General features: G+C 60.3%; 22 protein-coding genes. 14 read left to right on the forward strand and 8 right to left on the reverse strand.

All coding sequences use genetic code 11. The annotated features are described in order from the left end of the window. The first annotated feature begins 10 nt into the window (after nt 1-10). Nucleotides 11-985 carry a quinone oxidoreductase gene (locus VOI22_RS18220; protein ID WP_323797865.1) on the forward strand — a complete coding sequence of 325 codons (975 nt, stop codon included), beginning with the start codon at nt 11-13 and terminating at the stop codon, nt 983-985. 72 nt (nt 986-1,057) lie between these two features. Here the strand turns inward: VOI22_RS18220 and rho are convergent, their stop codons facing one another. From rho to hemE, 3 genes are all read right to left on the reverse strand, one after another. Continuing rightward, entirely contained in the window at nt 1,058-2,320 is a 1,263-nt protein-coding gene (gene rho, locus VOI22_RS18225) for a transcription termination factor Rho (RefSeq protein WP_028466214.1), read from the reverse strand. Nucleotides 2,321-2,526: 206 nt separating this feature from the next. After that, nucleotides 2,527-2,961, reverse strand: coding sequence for a protoporphyrinogen oxidase HemJ (gene hemJ / locus VOI22_RS18230; protein WP_323797866.1), 435 nt, complete (start codon nt 2,959-2,961; stop codon nt 2,527-2,529). 26 nt (nt 2,962-2,987) lie between these two features. Continuing rightward, nucleotides 2,988-4,019: a uroporphyrinogen decarboxylase gene (hemE, locus tag VOI22_RS18235; protein WP_323797867.1), complete on the reverse strand. Its 1,032-nt coding sequence runs from the start codon at nt 4,017-4,019 to the stop codon at nt 2,988-2,990. A 406-nt stretch (nt 4,020-4,425) separates the two neighbouring features. Between hemE and VOI22_RS18240 the strand changes: the two genes are divergently transcribed. Genes VOI22_RS18240 through dnaQ form a run of 4 tightly spaced genes read left to right on the forward strand, consistent with a single transcriptional unit; the run spans nt 4,426 to nt 7,174 of the window. Then, the gene (locus VOI22_RS18240) at nt 4,426-5,250 is read left to right on the forward strand and encodes a pyruvate, water dikinase regulatory protein (protein ID WP_323797868.1); all 825 of its coding nucleotides are present in this window, start codon (nt 4,426-4,428) and stop codon (nt 5,248-5,250) included. Next, nucleotides 5,250-5,888: a Maf family protein gene (locus tag VOI22_RS18245; protein ID WP_323797869.1), complete on the forward strand. Its 639-nt coding sequence runs from the start codon at nt 5,250-5,252 to the stop codon at nt 5,886-5,888. Before VOI22_RS18240 ends, VOI22_RS18245 begins: the two co-directional genes overlap by 1 nt. 4 nt (nt 5,889-5,892) lie before the next feature. Next, complete coding sequence (coaE, locus tag VOI22_RS18250; RefSeq protein ID WP_323797870.1) at nt 5,893-6,489, forward strand: dephospho-CoA kinase; 597 nt, start codon at nt 5,893-5,895, stop codon at nt 6,487-6,489. Then, on the forward strand, nt 6,482-7,174 hold the full coding sequence (gene dnaQ / locus VOI22_RS18255) for a DNA polymerase III subunit epsilon (protein ID WP_323797871.1): 693 nt from the start codon (nt 6,482-6,484) through the stop codon (nt 7,172-7,174). Before coaE ends, dnaQ begins: the two co-directional genes overlap by 8 nt. Here the strand turns inward: dnaQ and secB are convergent, their stop codons facing one another. From secB to VOI22_RS18270, 3 genes are read right to left on the reverse strand one after another with little or no spacing between them, the layout of a single operon-like run. After that, the gene (gene secB, locus VOI22_RS18260) at nt 7,175-7,693 is read right to left on the reverse strand and encodes a protein-export chaperone SecB (RefSeq protein ID WP_323797872.1); all 519 of its coding nucleotides are present in this window, start codon (nt 7,691-7,693) and stop codon (nt 7,175-7,177) included. Nucleotides 7,694-7,739: 46 nt separating this feature from the next. Beyond that, nucleotides 7,740-8,294, reverse strand: coding sequence for a histidine phosphatase family protein (locus VOI22_RS18265; protein ID WP_323797873.1), 555 nt, complete (start codon nt 8,292-8,294; stop codon nt 7,740-7,742). Between the two features lie 41 nt (nt 8,295-8,335). After that, nucleotides 8,336-8,848 (reverse strand): FxsA family protein, encoded by a 513-nt coding sequence (locus VOI22_RS18270; protein WP_323797874.1) that lies wholly within the window; start codon nt 8,846-8,848, stop codon nt 8,336-8,338. A gap of 161 nt (nt 8,849-9,009) precedes the next feature. Between VOI22_RS18270 and VOI22_RS18275 the strand changes: the two genes are divergently transcribed. The 7 genes from VOI22_RS18275 to VOI22_RS18305 all read left to right on the forward strand — a co-directional run bounded on the left by VOI22_RS18275 (nt 9,010) and on the right by VOI22_RS18305 (nt 14,884). Further along, a complete protein-coding gene (locus tag VOI22_RS18275) occupies nt 9,010-9,681 on the forward strand; it encodes a Tim44/TimA family putative adaptor protein (protein ID WP_028466221.1) in 672 nt (223 codons plus the stop codon). Nucleotides 9,682-9,721: 40 nt separating this feature from the next. Next, nucleotides 9,722-10,903 (forward strand): murein transglycosylase A, encoded by a 1,182-nt coding sequence (locus VOI22_RS18280; RefSeq protein ID WP_323797876.1) that lies wholly within the window; start codon nt 9,722-9,724, stop codon nt 10,901-10,903. Between the two features lie 66 nt (nt 10,904-10,969). After that, complete coding sequence (locus VOI22_RS18285; RefSeq protein WP_323797877.1) at nt 10,970-11,746, forward strand: (Fe-S)-binding protein; 777 nt, start codon at nt 10,970-10,972, stop codon at nt 11,744-11,746. Next, entirely contained in the window at nt 11,746-13,182 is a 1,437-nt protein-coding gene (locus tag VOI22_RS18290) for a LutB/LldF family L-lactate oxidation iron-sulfur protein (protein ID WP_323797878.1), read from the forward strand. The genes VOI22_RS18285 and VOI22_RS18290 overlap by 1 nt, the downstream gene beginning before the upstream one ends. Continuing rightward, nucleotides 13,179-13,865, forward strand: a complete 687-nt coding sequence (locus VOI22_RS18295; RefSeq protein ID WP_323797879.1) for a lactate utilization protein — start codon at nt 13,179-13,181, stop codon at nt 13,863-13,865. Before VOI22_RS18290 ends, VOI22_RS18295 begins: the two co-directional genes overlap by 4 nt. Nucleotides 13,866-13,887: 22 nt before the next feature. Next, entirely contained in the window at nt 13,888-14,493 is a 606-nt protein-coding gene (locus VOI22_RS18300) for a Smr/MutS family protein (RefSeq protein WP_028466226.1), read from the forward strand. Between the two features lie 19 nt (nt 14,494-14,512). Next, entirely contained in the window at nt 14,513-14,884 is a 372-nt protein-coding gene (locus tag VOI22_RS18305) for a helix-turn-helix transcriptional regulator (protein ID WP_323797880.1), read from the forward strand. Nucleotides 14,885-14,900: 16 nt separating this feature from the next. Here VOI22_RS18305 and hslU read toward each other — a convergent pair whose 3' ends face one another. Both hslU and hslV read right to left on the reverse strand, forming a co-directional pair. Further along, a complete protein-coding gene (gene hslU / locus VOI22_RS18310; RefSeq protein WP_323797881.1) occupies nt 14,901-16,208 on the reverse strand; it encodes an ATP-dependent protease ATPase subunit HslU in 1,308 nt (435 codons plus the stop codon). A 54-nt stretch (nt 16,209-16,262) separates the two neighbouring features. Beyond that, on the reverse strand, nt 16,263-16,826 hold the full coding sequence (gene hslV / locus VOI22_RS18315) for an ATP-dependent protease subunit HslV (RefSeq protein WP_323797882.1): 564 nt from the start codon (nt 16,824-16,826) through the stop codon (nt 16,263-16,265). A 168-nt stretch (nt 16,827-16,994) separates the two neighbouring features. On the opposite strand from hslV, the gene hisB reads away from it, so the two are divergent. Both hisB and hisH read left to right on the forward strand, forming a co-directional pair. After that, nucleotides 16,995-17,603 (forward strand): imidazoleglycerol-phosphate dehydratase HisB, encoded by a 609-nt coding sequence (gene hisB / locus VOI22_RS18320; protein WP_323797883.1) that lies wholly within the window; start codon nt 16,995-16,997, stop codon nt 17,601-17,603. Then, nucleotides 17,600-18,277, forward strand: a complete 678-nt coding sequence (gene hisH, locus VOI22_RS18325; protein WP_323797884.1) for an imidazole glycerol phosphate synthase subunit HisH — start codon at nt 17,600-17,602, stop codon at nt 18,275-18,277. Before hisB ends, hisH begins: the two co-directional genes overlap by 4 nt. Nucleotides 18,278-18,279 lie beyond the last annotated feature (2 nt).

Genomic DNA, 18,279 nt, shown 5'->3' on the forward strand with positions numbered 1-18,279 from the left:
GAACAAAAAAATGGTCAAGGCAATCCAGTTTAAGGCACCGGGCGGTCCCGAGGTTCTCGAAATGACCGACATCGATCTCGCGGCACCGGGCGCTGGCGAAATCACCGTGCGGCATACCGCGATCGGTCTGAATTTCATCGACACCTATCACCGCAGCGGCCTTTATCCCCTGCCGCTTCCCTCCGGCATCGGCATGGAAGGCGCCGGCGTGGTCGAGGCCGCCGGCAGCGGTGTGTCAGACCTGAAAGTGGGCGACCGCGTGGCTTACGCCTCCCCGCCCCCGGGTTCCTATGCCGAGGCTCGCAACATTGCCGCCGACCGCGTCGTGAAGATCCCGGCCGGTATCGAGGATCAGACCGCAGCCGCGATGATGCTGAAGGGCATGACCGCACAGTATCTGATCCGGCAGATCTACAAGGTCAGAAAGGGCGACACGATCCTGATCCATGCCGCGGCAGGCGGCGTCGGCCAGATCGTCTGCCAGTGGGCCAACCATCTCGGTGCAACCGTCATCGGGACCGTCGGCAGCAAGGAAAAGGCAGAAATCGCCAAAGCCAACGGCTGTCATCACCCCGTGCTGTACAACGACGAGGATTTCGTCGAACGGGTGAAGGAGATCACGGACGGCAAGATGCTGCCGGTGGTCTACGACTCTATCGGTAACACCACCTTCGAGAAATCCCTCGATTGCCTGCGTCCGCGCGGCTTGATGGTCAGCTTCGGCCAGGCTGCCGGCCCGATCCCGCCGGTCAATCTCGGCATCTTCGCGCAGAAAGGGTCCCTCTTCTTCACCCGGCCGACCCTGTTCAACTACATCTCGACCGCTGAAGATCTGCGCGCGACGGCTGGCGATCTGTTCGATGCGGTCTCCTCAGGCGCGGTGAAGATCCATATCGACCAGACTTTCCCGCTGGCAGAAGCCAAGGCCGCCCATGAGGCTCTCGAGGCACGGAAGACCACGGGTTCGACCATCCTGATCCCGTAAGGTCCGGACTCAGATCAAACAAAAAGGGCGGAGCCATCAGGCTCCGCCCTTTTCTTTGATCTTTATGACCGATCAGGAATTCATGGCATCGAAGAAATCGTGGTTGTTCTTCGAGACCTTGAGCTTGTCGATCAGGAATTCCATGGCATCGACCGTGCCCATCTGGGTCAGGATACGGCGCAGCACCCACATCTTGTTGAGGGTCGCACGATCCACCAGAAGCTCTTCCTTCCGGGTGCCCGAACGGGTGATGTCGATCGCCGGGAACGTCCGCTTGTCGGCCAGCTTGCGGTCCAGGATGATCTCGGAGTTACCCGTGCCCTTGAACTCTTCGAAGATGACTTCATCCATGCGGGAGCCAGTATCGATCAGCGCGGTCGCAATGATCGTCAGCGAGCCGCCCTCCTCGATATTTCGGGCCGCACCGAAGAAGCGCTTCGGCCGCTGCAGGGCGTTCGCATCCACACCACCGGTCAGCACCTTGCCCGAGGACGGCACCACCGTGTTGTAGGCCCGTGCCAGACGGGTGATGGAATCCAGCAGGATAACCACGTCGCGCTTGTGCTCGACCAGACGCTTTGCCTTCTCGATCACCATCTCCGCGACCTGGACGTGGCGTGACGCCGGCTCATCGAAGGTCGAGCTGATAACCTCGCCCTTCACCGAACGGTCCATGTCGGTCACCTCTTCCGGCCGCTCGTCGATGAGCAACACCAGGAGATAGGCGTCCGGATGATTTTCGGCAATCGCATGCGCGATGTTCTGCAGCATAACCGTTTTACCGGTACGCGGCGGCGCCACGATCAGACCACGCTGCCCCATGCCAAGCGGCGCGATCAGATCGATCACCCGCGTTGTGGCACCCTGCTGCTTGTTCGTCGGATCTTCGAGCTCGAGATTGAGCCTTTGTTCCGGATACAGCGGAGTCAGATTATCGAAATTGATCCGGTGGCGAACCGCGTCCGGATCTTCGAAATTGATCTGATTGACCTTGAGCAGCGCAAAGTACCGCTCGCCGTCTTTCGGTGCCCGGATCTGCCCCTCGACCGTATCGCCGGTGCGCAGCCCAAAGCGCCGCACCTGACTCGGAGAGATGTAGATATCATCCGGACCCGGTAAGTAATTCGATTCAGGCGATCTTAAGAAGCCGAAGCCATCCGGCAGTGTTTCAAGAACACCTGTGCCGTAGATCGGTAGATCGTTATCAGCTAATTGTTTAAGAATAGCGAACATCATGTCCTGCTTGCGCAGAACACTTGCGTTCTCGATCTCCAAGTCTTCCGCAAATGCGAGAAGATCTTGAGGTGTCTTCGATTTCAGCTCTTGAAGATGCATCGTCCTGTCGATGATCAGGTATAACGAATGTTTTGAGAGTTCGGCCTCATGAGCAAGCCGCACGAGTGTGCTGGTTAGAGCAGACTTTTATTATTCGTTCTTGTGCGGGAAAGACCTGACGCAGCGCCCTACGGCGATCAGCGCTGATTTCAATTACAGTGCTTCAGCGCTTAATGTCAAACCCGAATATTTGAGAAAAATGGAATTCATCCGGAAAACGGCTTCACGATTACCATGATCACGATCACGATCAGCAAAATCGTCGGAACTTCATTCGCTATGCGATAGAAGCGTTCGCTATGCGGATTTTCATCCGAGGCGAATTGCCGTCTCCAGCGCGCCAGTCCGCCGTGAAAAGCGGTCATGATCACGATACAGGAAAGCTTCACATGCATCCACGGCTCCGAGAGATAGTCCGGAACCAGAACCAGCATCCAGATACCGAATATGAACGTCGAAATCATCGCCGGGTTGATGATCGCCCGCAGCAACCGCCGTTCCATCACCTTCAGGGTTTCGGAGAGCTCGGAGCCGGCCGCAGCGCCCACGTGATAGACGTAGAGACGCGGCAGATAAAACATCCCCGCCATCCAGGCGACCATGCTGATCACGTGAAGAGCCTTGATCCATTCGTAGCTCATGCCCGCGTCTCTCCCTGCGAATAGCGTCAGCGCTTGGCGCGAACCTGCCGGACAAGCTGTTCCACATGCTCAATCGGCGTGGTCGGCAAGATGCCGTGCCCGAGATTGAAGATAAATGGCTTCGAGGCTGCCGTTGAAAGGATGCTCTCGACTTCCGCTTCAAGCCCGGGACCCCCGGCCAGCAAAGCAATCGGGTCAAGATTTCCCTGGATCGGCATCCGGGTCTGGATGTTCTCGACAGCCCACCGGAGCGGCATCGCCGTGTCCACCGCAACCGCATCGACACCGGTTTCCTCGATATAGTCGAGATAATGGGCCCCGGCCGCGCGCGGAAATCCAATAATCGGCAGATCCGGATACTGGGCTTTTACCGCCGAGACGATCTTCTTCGTCGGCTCCAATACCGCCATGCGGAATAACCGCGATGACAACACACCGGCCCAGGAGTCGAAGAGTTTGAGGACTTCAGCCCCTGCTTTCGCCTGACCGAGAAGATAGATAATTGTCCCCTCGACCACGATATCGATCAGCTCCTGAAAGCCTTCCGGATCCGAATAGGCCCAGCGCTTGGTCGCTGCGTAATCCTTACTGCTGCCACCTTCGACCATATAGGTGATCACGGTCCAGGGGCTGCCCGAGAAGCCGATCAGCGTGGTTTCGGAAGGGAGGGCCGCCCGAACCCGCGAGACGGTCTCATAGACGTTCCCTACGCGCTCTGAGAGGCCATTGATATCGAGACTCTTGAGCGCTGCACGATCTGTCACCGGTTCGAGAACGGGACCCTTGCCCTCGACAAAGCGCAGAGGCTGACCGAGACCGTAAGGCACGATCAGGATATCGGAAAACAGGATGGCGCCATCCATGCCAAACCGGCGGATCGGCTGCAAGGTCACTTCCGCCGCCATCTCCGGATTGAGGCAAAGATCGACGAAAGATCCGGCCTCTGCCCTGATCGCTCGATATTCCGGCAGATACCGTCCAGCTTGCCGCATCAGCCAGATCGGCGGGATTTCCGCTGTTTTTCCGGCGAGCACGTTCAGTAGAACTTTATCGGTCATCGATTGCCTGTCCGTTTGGTGATAAGCGCGCCACTCCTATCAAAGAATCTTATTATAAATAAGTAGGAAGTGGTTGTAGTGGTGCTGTGAGTCCTGTGGATTATCATTTCAGCACAGATCATCCACAGTTCTGTTCTGCCGTAAGCATACAGGGCTGGATCGGGGACAAGGAGGGGTAAAAACGTCGCAAGGCCCCGGTATCTATCACGCCCGGTTTTTGTGAATAGCGGGGATATCTTGTCGCCGCTCGGCCAGATAGGAGTTGTCCATCTGTCGGGAAAAGATTGTCCCTGGATTAACAACCGGCCTGCTAGCTATGGCATGAAGTGGTGCAGTTTTTCTTTCGGAAGAGATTCCGGATTCTGTAAACAGATCGTACACAGTTATCCCCAACCGGATGTGGAATGTGACCGATACGGATATTCATCTTCACCTTGTGTCGGACGCGACCGGTGAAACCAACCATCAGGTCGCCCGGGCTTGCCTCGTTCAGTTCGAGGGTGTCCGTGCACGTGAGCATGTTTGGTCTCTGGTCCGGACATCCGGCCATATCGAGAAGGTCCTGGCAGCGGTCAGCGTCTATCCGGGGCCGGTGCTTTTCACCCTGGTCAACCCGGAGCTTCGCCAGCAGCTGGAAAAGGGCTGCCAGCAACGCCGCGTTCCCTGCATCTCCGTACTGGATACGGTGGTCAATGCCCTGGGCAGCTTCCTGGGTCAGGAGAGCCACGGTCGGCCCGGCCGGCAGCATGAACTGGACGCGGCCTATTTCAACCGGATCCGCGCCATGGACTACACGTTGGCGCATGATGACGGGCAGATGGTCCATGATCTTGAAGATGCCGACATTGTGATCGTTGGCGTTTCCCGAACCTCTAAGACCCCGACCTCTCTCTATCTGGCGAACAGAGGCTATGCGACGGCGAATATCCCGGTGGTGCCGGGGGTTGCCCTGCCGCAAGAACTTTACAGCCTGAAAAAGCCGTTCGTGATCGCCTTGACCAACGACCCGAACCGGCTGACCCAGGTTCGGCGCAACCGGATGCTGATGCTCCAGCACAGCAACGAAACGGACTATGTCGATCCTGAAAAGGTCCGTGCCGAGGTGATAGATGCACGCAAACTCTTCACAAAAGGCGGTTGGCCGGTAATCGATGTGACCCGTCGTTCGATCGAGGAAACTGCTGCGGCAGTGCTTCAGAAATACGCCAAGTTTCACGGTCTGGAATCCTGATGACCGAGCATTTTGATCCCTCTCATCTTGCCGGTACCGGTGAAAAACCGGTCGTGCTGGCCTCCGGAAGCCGGACCCGCGCCGATATGCTCCGCTCAGCGGGCCTGGCCGTGGAAATACGAAAACCCGCCGTTGATGAGTCCGAATTCAAACGGAGCCTTCGGGCTGACGGAGCGAGCGCGGCCGAGGTCGCGACTTTTCTTGCCGAAATGAAGGCAAACACTGTCTCCCGCGCCGTGCCGGAAGCGCTGGTGATCGGCGCCGATCAGATGCTCGATATCGACGGGGAGTGGCTGGATAAACCGGAAGACCGGGCAGGCGCCGCCGCGCATCTGCGACGTTTGTCCGGCAAGCGCCATAGCTTGATAAGTGCCGTGGTCGTTTCCGCCGGTGGAACCCGGATATGGCACAATATCGCTACGGCCAGTCTGCTTGTCCGCCCCCTCTCCGATGAGTTCATAGACGCTTATCTCGACACTGTCGGTGACATGGCGCTGGAGTCCGTCGGGGCCTATCAGCTTGAATCTGTCGGCGCCCAGCTTTTCACGGCGGTCGAGGGCGACTTCTTTACCGTTCTCGGGCTGCCATTGCTTCCGCTGCTCGATTTCTTGCGCACGCACAGCGCGCTCAGGACCTGAATCAATGCTGGTCCTCGGTCTGACCGGCTCCATCGGCATGGGGAAAAGCACTGCAGCCGCGATATTCCGGCGCCTGGGGCTCCCGGTGCATGATGCAGACGCTTCAGTGCATGCTCTTTTCCGGGCTGGCGGCACAGCGGTGGCACCGATTTCCCGCCGGTTCCCCGAGGCCGTCGTCAACGGGGCGGTCGACCGGGAGCGGCTCGGCAAGATTGTTTTCGGCGATGCGGATGCGCTGCGTGATCTGGAAGCCATCGTCCATCCGCTGGTGCGCCGCGAGCGGGACCGATTTCTTGATCTGCAGCGCCGGGCCCGGCGCCGGGCGGCCGTGCTTGATGTGCCTCTTCTCTTCGAGACTGGTGGAGAGGGGATCTGTGACTATGTCTTCGTTGTCTCGGCACCGGCCTTTTTGCAGCGGCAACGGGTTTTGGCCCGTCCCGGCATGACAGCGGAGCGGCTCTCTTCTATTCTGGGAAAGCAGATGCCGGATCGTGAAAAGCGGCGCCGTGCAGATTATGTGCTGCCGACCGGCCTCGGCCGGGCCGTTACAATCCGGGCGATCAAGAAGGCCCTCCGCCAACTGGGAATTAGACATGCGTGAACTGGTTCTTGATACGGAAACCACGGGTATCGATCCGAAGCAGGGGCACCGGATTATCGAAATCGGCGCCATCGAGCTGGTCAATCATGTGCCGACCGGCGAGAGCTATCACGTCTATATCAATCCGGAACGCGAGGTCGAACAGGGCGCATTCGAGGTGCACGGCCTTTCGACAGAGTTCCTTGCCGACTATCCGAATTTCGCAGGGGTCGTGGACGGGTTTCTGGAGTTTGTCGCGGATGCCACTCTGGTCATCCACAATGCCAAGTTCGACATGGGATTCATCAATGCCGAGCTGAAGCGGCTCGGTCATCCGGAAATGCCAATGGAGCGGTCGATCGATACGCTGACCATGGCACGGCGCAAATATCCGGGAGCGCAGGCTAGTCTGGATGCGCTGTGCCGCCGGTTCGAAATCGACAACGGGCATCGCGATCTGCATGGCGCACTGGTCGACGCTGACTTGCTGGCGTCAGTCTATCTGGAACTGATCGGCGGACGGCAGCCTGGCTTCGAGCTCGCGGGGCAGGAAAAGGCCGGAGCAGCCGCGCCGGAAATCCGCGAGGCAGTTATCCGGCCGCCGCGCCCGCACGCGCCGAGCCCTGACGAGCTCGCGGCGCATGCAACGCTTATGGAAAAGGTGAAGGACCCGATCTGGAACCGGGCCGGGGAAGCTGCAGAATAATCAGGCGTTGCCTTCGGTCTCGACCGCAGCAACGTCGACGCCGCCGGTTCCCTGACGCTTCAGTTCGTTTTGCTGAAAGACGCCCAGGAAATCGATCGGCTGGATATGCAGCGGCGGATAACCGCCATCGGCTGTCACCTGACCGATGATCTGGCGGGCAAACGGGAAGAGCAGCCGAGCGCATTCGACCATCAGCACGTATTCCGCCTGATCCGGCCGGACATTTTCGAACCGGAAAACACCGGCATAGGACAGCTCGACAATGAAGACCTTCTCGCCCTCGTGAACGCCGTTGACGTTCAGCAGCAGGATGACCTCGAAGACATTGTCAGCCATCCGCTCGGCGCGAACATCGACAGCAATTTCGATGTCGGGACGAATATCGGCACGCAAGCTAAAGGGCGCCTTCGGGTTTTCGAAGGACATGTCCTTGATGTATTGCGCCTCAACGGTCATCGAGAAGGTGTTGATCGCGTCACCATTTTGGGCGGGCGCAGTACCGGTATCTGTGTCGGTCATCGGTTCGATCTTGTCTCTGCCGGGTCAATTTGAAGGCGCGTGGGTATCACGGATCGGGGGTGTGAACAACCTCTCCGGCGCCGTCCCGCTGGACCTTGACCACAGTTCCGTTGCCGACCGGCAGGCCGGTGAGACGGTTGATGAAACCCCAGTGGCTGACACAAACCACACGATCCCAGTCTGTTCGCTGGTGGTTGGCATTGAGGAACGCACTCACCCTGGCATGAACCTCATGCTCTTCCTCGTGATGGTCCGTCCACCATTGCTCGTCGATATGGTCGAAAGCCAGATGGGGCCAGTCAGCCTGCAGCTCCGTGCGGGTGCGTCCGATATCGCAGATAAAATGCCGATGCTCGCGGATCAATGGCTCGATCCGGATCTCGCGGTCGATGGCCTCGGCGATGATATGCGCTGTTTCAAGCGCCCGGCGATAGGGGCTGGAGACGATATGATCGACATCGTGCCCGCGTAAAGCTTCGGCGCTGTGCCGGATCTGGGCTTGGCCGAGTTCGGTCAATGCCGGGTCTTCAATCCCCGGGTCGCGGCCGGTGGCTCCATAGACGACATTGAATTCGGACTGGCCGTGACGGACGAACAACATGCAGGTGAAACCCCTCAGATACGGATCTAGGTATGGCTGGATCAGCGCGGCGGTAATTTGCGATCGGTCTTGTCGGCACCGGTCTCTGGTTTATAGTCCGTATCCGTCAGATCCTCGAACTCTGCGTCGATGACTGTTCTGGAACCGGAGGAGGTTTTATCCGACCGACCTCGGACAATCCAGACATGAGAGTGGGCAGCCCGTGCGGCGCCTTGGAACAACATGCCGATCAGTACGATGCGCAGCGGCGGTATGAAGAGCAGAAATCCGGCTATGTCGGTCACGAAACCAGGCAGGAAAAGGAAGGCTGCTGCCAGCAGGAGGCCAACCCCGTCAATGATTTCAGCCAGCGGTGTCTCTTCCCGCTGTAGCTGCTCCTGGGCCCGTTGCAGAACGGCTGTGCCTTGGCTCCGGAACATAATTGCACCCAGTGAGGCGGTCAGCAGGGTCAGGCCGACCGTTGCCCAGCCCCCGATGATCCCGCCCACTTCGGCAAAGACGTAAATCTCGATGGCCGGGATGCCTATCAAGATGAAAAGGATTATCAGGGCCATAGTTGTTCTTTCAAAAGTGACAGCCTATGTATGCTGTAGTACGGTCGCCCGAAGGTTAAAGCGGCAGCTCTCTGGTCAGAACACAGCCAATCTGCCGTACAAACCGAAGGCGACTTCTTCATCAATGGATAAGGGTTTTTAAACCCGCAGTTAAGGGCGATATGGGCGACGGTGCCGCTTTGTTCGAGATAATTCTGTTCGCAATACTTGCGGGCTTCCTTGTTTTCAAGCTGCGCAGCGTGCTTGGAAAACGTACCGGGCATGAAGAACGTCACAGCGATCCGTTTTCGCCGGCACCCGAGCAGGGCAACAAGTCGGACAACGTGATCCAGCTTCCGGGCCGTGACGGGGAAATCGACAGTGCCGAACAGCAGGACGGCGAATTGTCGGAAGCCATGCGCCTGAAAATGGCCGATCCGTCCTTTGACGAGATCGAGTTCCTGCAAGGTGCGCGGACCGCGTTTGAATGGGTGGTCGAATCTTTTGCCAAAGGCGATCAGGAAAGCCTCCGCCCGCTTCTGGCGGACGATCTGATGTCTGCCTTCGCCGGTGCGATCGACGCGCGTGAGCAGGCGGGCGAGACGCAGGAAACAACGATTTCCTCCATGCGGTCAGCTTTGATCAGCGAAGTTCACCTGGTTGGCTCAATTGCCCGCGTGACGGTCGAATTCATCACGGATCAGGTAAAGGTGACCCGTGCCGAGGATGGGTCGGTCGTCGACGGCGATCCGGACAAGATCGAAACCGTGACCGATCTCTGGACATTCGAACGCGATGTTGCTGGACGGGACCCCAACTGGCGCCTCGTCGCGACACGTGTGCCTGAAGAATAAAGCGTCGATCACAATGGTCCGAAACGGACTGGAGAATATTTTGACGTGGCGCGGCTTGTGGCTGCTGGCAGTTTTTCTTCTGGCCGCGTGCGCGCCGGACCAGGATCCGGATCGCGCGGACTCGCCGCCGGTCAGCTATAAGCGGACCGACCTTGCGGGGCTGCCGTCCTGGAATAGTGACCGGGTCAGCGAAGCTCTTCCGGCCTTGAAGCGTTCTTGCGGAAAACTCCGGCGTCAATCCGATACCGATTCCATCGCACCGGCAGAAATCGGCGGCACGGTTGCCGCCTGGCGTGGCGCCTGCGATGCCCTTTCCCGGCTGTCCGACGGCAGCGGCGACGGTGCCGTGCGCGACTTTCTCTCGACCTGGTTCGATGCCTACGAGGTCCGGGCCGGCAAGAGTGACGGGCTCTTCACGGGATATTACGAGCCGGAGCTGAACGGCTCGCTGGAACGGCGCACCGGTTTCGAGACCCCGTTGCTGGCAAAGCCGTCTGATCTGGTTCTGGTCAATCTCGGGGACTGGCGGATGGGCCTGCGCGGAGAGCGTATTGCCGGTCGGCTGCGTAGCGGGCGCTTGATCCCGTATGAAAGCCGTTCGGAAATCGAGTCCGGTGCGCTTGGCAGTAATGCGGAGACGCTGGTCTGGCTCGACGATCCGGTTGACGCGTTCTTCCTGCACATTCAGGGATCGGGCCGGATACGGCTTGACGACGGCCGGGTGCTGCGGGTTGGCTACGACGGTCATAATGGACACATCTACTACCCGATCGGACGTTATCTCGTTGAAAGCGGCGAGATAGAGCGCGAGGCGGTATCGTTGCAGACCATCCGTGACTGGCTACACCGTCATCCTGATCAGATGCGCGGTGTGATGGACCGGAACCCCTCTTACATATTTTTCCGCACAATCAATGGCGATGGCCCGATCGGCGCCCAGGGCGTAGCTTTGACAGCCGGGCGTTCACTTGCCGTTGACCGGCGGTATATCCCGCTCGGCGCGCCTGTTTGGCTTGATGTCGATTATCCGGACGAAAGCGGCCGCCCCTTGCAGCGCCTGGTCGTCGCCCAGGATACCGGCGGCGCCATCAAGGGCGCGGTCCGCGGCGACGTGTTCTGGGGCCACGGTCCGACGGCGGCCGAAAAAGCCGGACCGATGGCAGCCCCCGGTCGATATTACGTGCTTCTGCCCAAAAATCTCGATATTGCCTTAAAGCAATAGGATACGGCGTGCCGGTCCAAGGGCCCCGCATCCTCAAGAAAAAAGAGATGTGAGTGGGAGCCTGCTGTGTCTGCGTCCGAGAATGCCCGTCCACGCGTTGGCCTGTTCGTGACATGCCTTGTCGATTTGTTCCGTCCGTCCGTCGGCTTCGCGACCCTGTCCCTGCTTGAGAAGGCAGGATGTGAGGTGGTTGTGCCGGAAGCGCAGACCTGCTGCGGCCAGCCGACATTCAATTCCGGTGACTTCAAGGACAGCCGCGACATTGCGGCCAATGTGATCGAGGCCTTTGAGGGTTTCGATTATGTGGTCGCGCCGTCCGGCTCCTGTGCCGGGATGATCCGGGAGCATTACCCGGAGCTGTTCGAGGATGACCCGGCGATGGCCATGCGGGCCCAGCATCTGGCCAAGCGGACCTACGAGCTGACGTCTTTTCTTGTGGATATCATGGGTGTGGAGAGCACCGGCGCGGCGTTCGATGGCACGGTGACCTACCATGATTCCTGCTCCGGCCTGCGTGAACTCGAGATCAAGACCCAGCCCCGCAAGCTGCTGGCAGCGGTGGACGGCACCTCCATCAAGGAGATGCCGGGCGCCGAGATCTGCTGCGGCTTCGGCGGCACCTTCTGCGTCAAATACCCGGAAATCTCCGACAAGATGGTGACGCAGAAAGCGGCGGAAATCGTCGAGAGCGGCGCCGATTACCTGCTGGCGGGCGATCTTGGCTGTCTGCTGAATATGGGCGGCAAGCTGAAGCGGCTCGGCGCCAGGACGGAGGTCCGGCATGTTGCCGAAGTGCTGGCCGGCATGACAGATCAGCCCTCGATCGGTGAGGGAGAGCGCTGATGCAAACCACCTCGCACAGTTTCAAACAGAATGCGCGTGATGCACTGACCGATGTCCAGTTGCAGAAGGCGCTTTCCAAGATGCGCCCCGGCTTCCAGCAGAAACGGGCGGATGCAGTCGCCAACCTGCCTGAATTCGAGGATCTCCGCGACCGGGGCCGGGATATCAAGAACCATGTGCTGGAGAACCTCGATTTCTATCTCGAGCGCTTCGAAAGCAATGTCGTTGCCAATGGCGGGCAGGTTCACTGGTGCCGGAATTCCGAGGAAGCCCGGCAGACCATCATGGAGATCTGCCGCTCCGTCGATGCCAAGACGGTGACCAAGGGCAAGAGCATGGTGGCCGAGGAAATCGGCCTCAACGAGTATCTGGAAGAGCACGGTGTCGAGCCGATCGAGACGGATCTCGGCGAGTACATCATCCAGCTCCGGGATGAGCCGCCGAGCCATATTATCGCGCCGGCGATCCATGTGAACAAGGAACAGGTCGTCGAGGCCTTCCGCAAGAAACACACGGATTTGCCGCCGGACCGCCCGCTGGAGGAAGTCGGCGACATTACCGACGAGGCCCGAACCCAGCTCCGCCCCAAGTTCTTCGCTGCCGATGTCGGCATCACCGGCGCCAATTTCCTGATTGCCGAGACCGGCCAGACAGTCATCGTCACCAATGAAGGCAACGGCGACCTCACCCAGACCCTCGGCAAGGCTCATGTCGTGGTGGCAAGCCTGGAGAAGATCGTGCCGACGCTGGAGGATGCAAGCTGCATCCTGCGGCTGCTGGCCCGCTCGGCGACCGGCCAGGAGTTTTCCGTCTACACCACCTTCTCCAGCGGGCCGCGTCGGGAAACCGATCTGGACGGCCCGGCCTCCTTCCATGTGGTGCTGATCGACAATGGCCGCTCTGCCATGCTCGGCACCGAATATCAGGACATGCTCCGCTGCATCCGCTGTTCCGCCTGCATGAACCATTGCCCGGTCTATGCCGCCGTCGGCGGGCATGCCTATGGCTGGGTCTATCCGGGACCGATGGGCGCGGTGCTCACACCCAGCCTGATCGGCATCGATGAGGCGGGTCATTTACCCAATGCATCGACCTTTTGCGGCCGTTGCGAGCAGGTATGCCCAATGCGCATCCCGTTGCCGAAGATGATGCGTCACTACCGGGCAAAAGAGTTCACTGAGAACAAGGCTACCTCGCAGGTTCGCGCGGGTTTGAGGCTTTGGTCGTACTTTGCCAAAAGACCATGGCTCTATCAGCAATCGACCAAGTTGGGGGCTGCGCTACTGCATGCTCTGGGCGGAAAGCGCGGCCGGATCGCCATGTTGCCGCTGGCCTCCGGCTGGACCTCGGTGCGCGACATGCCAGCACCTGAAGGACGCACCTTCCAGCAGCTCTATAAGATGAGCGGGCACGGCAAGAAGGGGGACGCGCGATGAGCGGGGCGCGGGAACAGATCCTGGCGGGCATCCGCAAGTCCCTTGGACGCGGCAAGCTCGAAGGCGCGGCGGCCGAGGCTGTCGAGGCGCGTCTGAAAGGGCACGAACGCATTCTTGTGCCAAAGCGCTCCGACGGGGATCAGGCTCATAAGATCGGCCTCTTTGTCGAGATGGCGGAAGCCGTCTCCTGTACCGTTGATAGGCTGGAGTCCCTTGAATCCGTGCCGGAGCGGCTCGCGGACTATCTCCGTCGGGAGAACCTGCCGGCCCGGATCAAGCAGTCACCGGCTCTGGAAGACACGGTGATCCCGTGGGACAAGGCGCCGGCGCTTGAAATCACCAGCGGTGCCGCCGTCAACGAGGATGCAGTGGGGCTGACGCCGGCCCATGCAGGGATCGCGGAGACCGGCACATTGATGCTGCATTCCTCCGCCGAAACCCCGACAAGCCTGCATTTCGTGCCGGACACGCACGTGGTATTGCTGCGCGAGAGCCAGATTGTTGGCGCCTACGAGGATGCCTGGGACATGTTGCGGCAGAAGCTGGGGCTGGAGCCGGGAGCAAGTGTGCCGCGCACGGTCAACCTCGTCACCGGTCCGTCGCGGACCGGCGATGTGGAACAGATCATCCAGCTCGGCGCGCACGGTCCCCGGCGTCTGCATATCATGCTGGTCAAGGACTGAGCCCGAAAGCGGAACGGATTTCATGGCACGGCGACCGACAGCGGAGGAGCTTGATCTGTGGCGCAAGGTGGTCGCCGACACGGTGCCCCTGACGCCCGAGCGTCGTGCCGCCCTGGCCGAGGCCGAAGAGGTGCCGAAAGTCCCGGAACTCAGCACGAAACAGCCAAAAAAGAGTGGCAAGGGGCAGCAGGCAGCGCGCCATCACAGCCGTCCCCAGAACGACCCGGGTTTTGCCGCCATCAAGGTGCCGAGCGCACTGGCGGAGTACGCTCCGGGCAAGGTTCCGGGGATAGACCGGCGCACGGCGCTCAAGATCAAACGCGGCAAGCAACAGATAGACGGCCGCATCGACCTGCATGGCATGCGCCAGGAGGAAGCCCACCGGGCTCTCAACGGCTTCATCGCGTCTGCCTACCGGCGCGGCCAGCGTTGCGTGCTGGTGATTACGGGCAAGGGCAGCCGCTCGGCCGATGACGGTGAGCGGGAAGTGGGTGTGCTGCGCCGGATGACGCCGCGCTGGCTGGCCGATGGGGCGAACAAGGACAAGGTGCTGACCTATTCCCCTGCCCAGCCACAGCACGGGGGCAGTGGCGCGCTCTATGTCATGCTGCGTCGGCAGAAGAGCTGATGACGAGGCAAGGCAACGCATGACCCCGTTCGGCGCAAAGATCCGCGAGCTGAGAGCCGACCGTGGGGTCACCCTGAAGCAGATGGCAACCGCCCTGCAGGTTTCCTCCGCCTATCTCTCGGCCCTGGAGCACGGCAAGAAGGGGCGTCCGACCGTCGGCCTGATCCACCAGATCTGCCAGTATTTCGGCCTGATCTGGGATGATGCGGAAGATCTGAAGAAGCTCGCGAAACACTCGAACCCGCGTGTCGTCATCGACACGGCCGGGCTCAGTCCGAAAGCGACAGAACTCGCAAACACTCTCGCCGTCCGCATCCGTGATCTGGATGATCCGCGGATCGATACCCTGCTCGCCGAACTCGCGCCGCCGGGCAAGGGGCCACGTCACTGAGCGCGGCTATGTCCCGTCAGAGGATAAACTTGCTGAGATCGGTGTTTTTCGCCAGTTCGCCCACCCGTTCATTCACGTAAGCCGCATCGATTTTCAGCGTCTCGCCGCTCTTGTCGGAGGCGGTGAAGCTGATTTCGTCGAGCAGCTTTTCCATGACCGTGTGCAGCCGGCGGGCGCCGATATTCTCGACATTCTTGTTGATGTCGACCGTCAGGTCGGCGAGGGCGTCGATGGCGTCGTCGGTGAAGTCGAGCGTGACTTCCTCGGTTGCCATCAGGGCCGTGTACTGGCGCAGCAGGCTGTTTTCCGGCTCCGTCAGGATACGGCGGAAATCGTCCCGCTCCAGTGCCCGCAGCTCGACTCGGTTCGGCAGACGGCCCTGCAGTTCAGGAAGCAGGTCCGAGGGTTTCGCCAGATGGAAGGCGCCGCTGGCGATGAACAGCACGAAGTCGGTCTTCACCGAGCCGTACTTGGTCGCAACCGTGGTGCCCTCGATCAGTGGCAGCAGGTCGCGCTGCACGCCCTCGCGGCTGACGTCACCGCCACGCTCCGCACGGCTGGTGATCTTGTCAATCTCGTCCAGGAAGACGATGCCGTTCTGCTCTGCCGTCTCGATGGCCTGGCGCACGACCTTTTCCTCGTCGAGCAGCTTGTCCGCCTCTTCCTCGACCAGAACCTTGTAGGATTCCGCCACCGCCATGCGGCGTTTCTTGGTGCGACCGCCGAAGGCCTTGCCGAACATGTCGTTCAGATTGAGCATGCCCATCTGCGCGCCTGGCATGCCGGGGATCTCGAAGGTCGGCATCCCGCCGCCGCCGGAATCTTCGGTCTCGATCTCGATTTCTTTTTCGTCGAGCTGGCCCTCGCGCAGCATGATGCGGAATTTCTGCTTGGTGTCCGGGCTCGCGTTTTCGCCGACCAGGGCTTCGACCACCCGGTCCTCGGCCGCCAGTTCCGCCTTGGCATGCACATCTTTGCGCATTTTCTCTCGGACCTGGCTGATCGCGATCTCCACGAGGTCACGGATGATCTGCTCTACGTCCCGGCCGACATAACCGACTTCGGTAAATTTGGTCGCCTCGACCTTGATGAACGGCGCTTCCGCGAGTTTGGCGAGGCGCCGGGCGATTTCCGTCTTGCCGACGCCGGTCGGGCCGATCATCAGGATATTCTTTGGCTGCACTTCCTCGCGGATATCGTCGGCCAGCTGTTGCCGCCGCCAGCGGTTGCGCAGGGCAATGGCGACGGCGCGCTTGGCATCGGTCTGGCCGATGATGAAGCGGTCGAGTTCGGAGACAATTTCACGCGGGCTGAAGGAGGTCATGCGTGGTTTTACCAATCATCAGGAATGCGAGGGCCGATCCGGAGGTCGGCGGGGTCAGTCGGACTCGAGTTTCTCGACGGTGAGATTCTCGTTCGTGTAAATGCAGATATCGGCAGCGATCTTCATCGCCTTGCGAGCGATCGCCTCGGCTTCCATGCCGTCGATATCCACCAGGGCCCGTGCGGCGGACAGGGCGAACGTGCCGCCGGAGCCGATGCCGATCAGACCGTCCTCGGGCTCCAGCACATCGCCGTTCCCGGTCAGCACCAGGGAGACCGACTTGTCGGCCACCGCCATCATCGCTTCGAGCCGGCGCAGATAACGGTCCGTCCGCCAGTCCTTGGCCAATTCGACGGCGGCGCGGGTCAGCTGGCCCGGATGTTTGTCCAGCTTCTCTTCCAGCCGTTCAAACAGGGTGAATGCGTCCGCCGTGGCGCCGGCGAACCCGGCAATCACGCTGCCGTCGCCGAGCCTGCGCACTTTGCGGGCCTGCGCCTTCATCACCGTGTTGCCGAAGCTGACCTGACCATCGCCGGCCACCAGCACCTGGCCGTTCTTGCGCACCGAAAGGATTGTGGTGCCGTGCCACTGGATCGGGTCTGCGGCCTGATTGTTCATGAGAACTCCATGGATAACGTGCCCGTCCAATTTGGGCATCGGACGGATAACGTCAAGAGAACGCTTTTGACAAGGGTGGAAGCATAGAGAGAACTTGCGGTCCGGTGATTGGCATTTCGCCGTACTTCCTGCTACATAGCCGCCGTATATTGCTTGGGAGCAGAACCCATGTCGGACAACCGCAGCGCGACCGTCAAGCGCGTGACCAATGAAACCAGCATTTCCGTCGAGCTTTCGCTGGACGGAACCGGGAAGTATGACGTCGAGACCGGGATCGGTTTCCTCGACCATATGCTGGAACAACTGTCCCGACATTCCCTGATGGACCTCAAGGTCCGGGCCGAGGGTGATCTGCATATCGATGCCCACCACACGACCGAGGATTGCGGCTGGGCCATCGGCGATGCGCTGACGAAGGCGCTGAAGGACCGGAAGGGCATCAATCGCTATGGTTCGTCCTATCTGCCGATGGACGAGGCGCTGAGCCGTGTTGCGCTCGATTGCTCGAACCGCCCGTTTCTGGTCTGGCGGGCAACCATGCCGGCGCAGAAGCTGGGAGACATGGACACGGAGTTGTTCCGTGAGTTTTTCCAGGCCTTCAGCCAGGCGGCCGGACTGACCCTGCATATCGAAAATCTCTATGGTGACAACACGCACCATATCGTCGAGTCCATCTTCAAGGGTGTCGGCCGGGCGTTGCGTGTAGCCATTGAAATCGATCCGCGCCGCGCCGATGCCGTGCCCTCGACCAAGGGCACCCTCGGTGGGAGCTTGTGACCGCCTCTGGCGGCCGGACCACAGTCGCAGTTGTTGATTACGGGTCCGGCAACCTCCGTTCGGTGGCGAAAGCCTTCGAGCGGGTGGCGTCCGAGCATGGAAAAGGTACCGAGATCGTCGTGACGTCCGATCCGGCTGTGGTGCGCAAGGCAGGGCGGATCGTACTGCCGGGCGTTGGTGCCTTCGCCGATTGCCGAAGTGGTCTCTATGGTTTGCCCGGCATGGTCGAGGCACTGTCGGATGCGGTACTTGGGAACGGCACGCCGTTTCTCGGCATCTGCGTCGGCATGCAGCTCATGGCGGAGCGCGGGCTGGAGCACGTGACCTCGGAAGGGCTCGGCTGGATCGGCGGCGAGGTTCGCCTGATCGAACCTGCGCCGGCGCCGGACGGGCTTGCCCTCAAGGTCCCGCACATGGGTTGGAACCAGCTCAATTTCGTCCAGAGCGGGCATCCGTTGCTGAAAGACATCGAAGAAGGTGCCTTCGTTTACTATGTGCATTCGTATCTGTTCGATGTTGCGGACCGGTCCGACCTGATCGCGGTGAGTGATTACGGCGGCGAGATCGCGGCGCTCGTCGGGCGCGAAAACTATTTCGGGACCCAGTTTCACCCGGAGAAGAGTCAGGCCAACGGCCTTGCTTTCATCCGGAACTTTCTCGACTGGGCTCCATGAGG

Origin of the sequence: Nisaea sp., assembly GCF_034670185.1 — a bacterium.
GTDB lineage: Bacteria > Pseudomonadota > Alphaproteobacteria > Thalassobaculales > Thalassobaculaceae > Nisaea.

Excerpts from the sequence above, each read along its gene's own strand:
- coaE (WP_323797870.1), top strand. The coding sequence starts at position 5,893 with ATGCTGGTCCTCGGTCTGACCGGCTCCATCGGCATGGGGAAAAGCACT.
- VOI22_RS18295 (WP_323797879.1), top strand. The coding sequence starts at position 13,179 with ATGAGCGGGGCGCGGGAACAGATCCTGGCGGGCATCCGCAAGTCCCTT.
- VOI22_RS18305 (WP_323797880.1), top strand. The coding sequence starts at position 14,513 with ATGACCCCGTTCGGCGCAAAGATCCGCGAGCTGAGAGCCGACCGTGGG.
- secB (WP_323797872.1), bottom strand. The coding sequence starts at position 7,693 with ATGACCGACACAGATACCGGTACTGCGCCCGCCCAAAATGGTGACGCG.
- VOI22_RS18220 (WP_323797865.1), top strand. The coding sequence starts at position 11 with ATGGTCAAGGCAATCCAGTTTAAGGCACCGGGCGGTCCCGAGGTTCTC.
- hemJ (WP_323797866.1), bottom strand. The coding sequence starts at position 2,961 with ATGAGCTACGAATGGATCAAGGCTCTTCACGTGATCAGCATGGTCGCC.
- rho (WP_028466214.1), bottom strand. The coding sequence starts at position 2,320 with ATGCATCTTCAAGAGCTGAAATCGAAGACACCTCAAGATCTTCTCGCA.
- VOI22_RS18270 (WP_323797874.1), bottom strand. The coding sequence starts at position 8,848 with ATGGCCCTGATAATCCTTTTCATCTTGATAGGCATCCCGGCCATCGAG.
- VOI22_RS18300 (WP_028466226.1), top strand. The coding sequence starts at position 13,888 with ATGGCACGGCGACCGACAGCGGAGGAGCTTGATCTGTGGCGCAAGGTG.
- hslU (WP_323797881.1), bottom strand. The coding sequence starts at position 16,208 with ATGACCTCCTTCAGCCCGCGTGAAATTGTCTCCGAACTCGACCGCTTC.
- VOI22_RS18275 (WP_028466221.1), top strand. The coding sequence starts at position 9,010 with ATGGGCGACGGTGCCGCTTTGTTCGAGATAATTCTGTTCGCAATACTT.
- VOI22_RS18290 (WP_323797878.1), top strand. The coding sequence starts at position 11,746 with ATGCAAACCACCTCGCACAGTTTCAAACAGAATGCGCGTGATGCACTG.
- hslV (WP_323797882.1), bottom strand. The coding sequence starts at position 16,826 with ATGAACAATCAGGCCGCAGACCCGATCCAGTGGCACGGCACCACAATC.
- hemE (WP_323797867.1), bottom strand. The coding sequence starts at position 4,019 with ATGACCGATAAAGTTCTACTGAACGTGCTCGCCGGAAAAACAGCGGAA.
- VOI22_RS18265 (WP_323797873.1), bottom strand. The coding sequence starts at position 8,294 with ATGTTGTTCGTCCGTCACGGCCAGTCCGAATTCAATGTCGTCTATGGA.
- dnaQ (WP_323797871.1), top strand. The coding sequence starts at position 6,482 with ATGCGTGAACTGGTTCTTGATACGGAAACCACGGGTATCGATCCGAAG.
- VOI22_RS18245 (WP_323797869.1), top strand. The coding sequence starts at position 5,250 with ATGACCGAGCATTTTGATCCCTCTCATCTTGCCGGTACCGGTGAAAAA.
- hisB (WP_323797883.1), top strand. The coding sequence starts at position 16,995 with ATGTCGGACAACCGCAGCGCGACCGTCAAGCGCGTGACCAATGAAACC.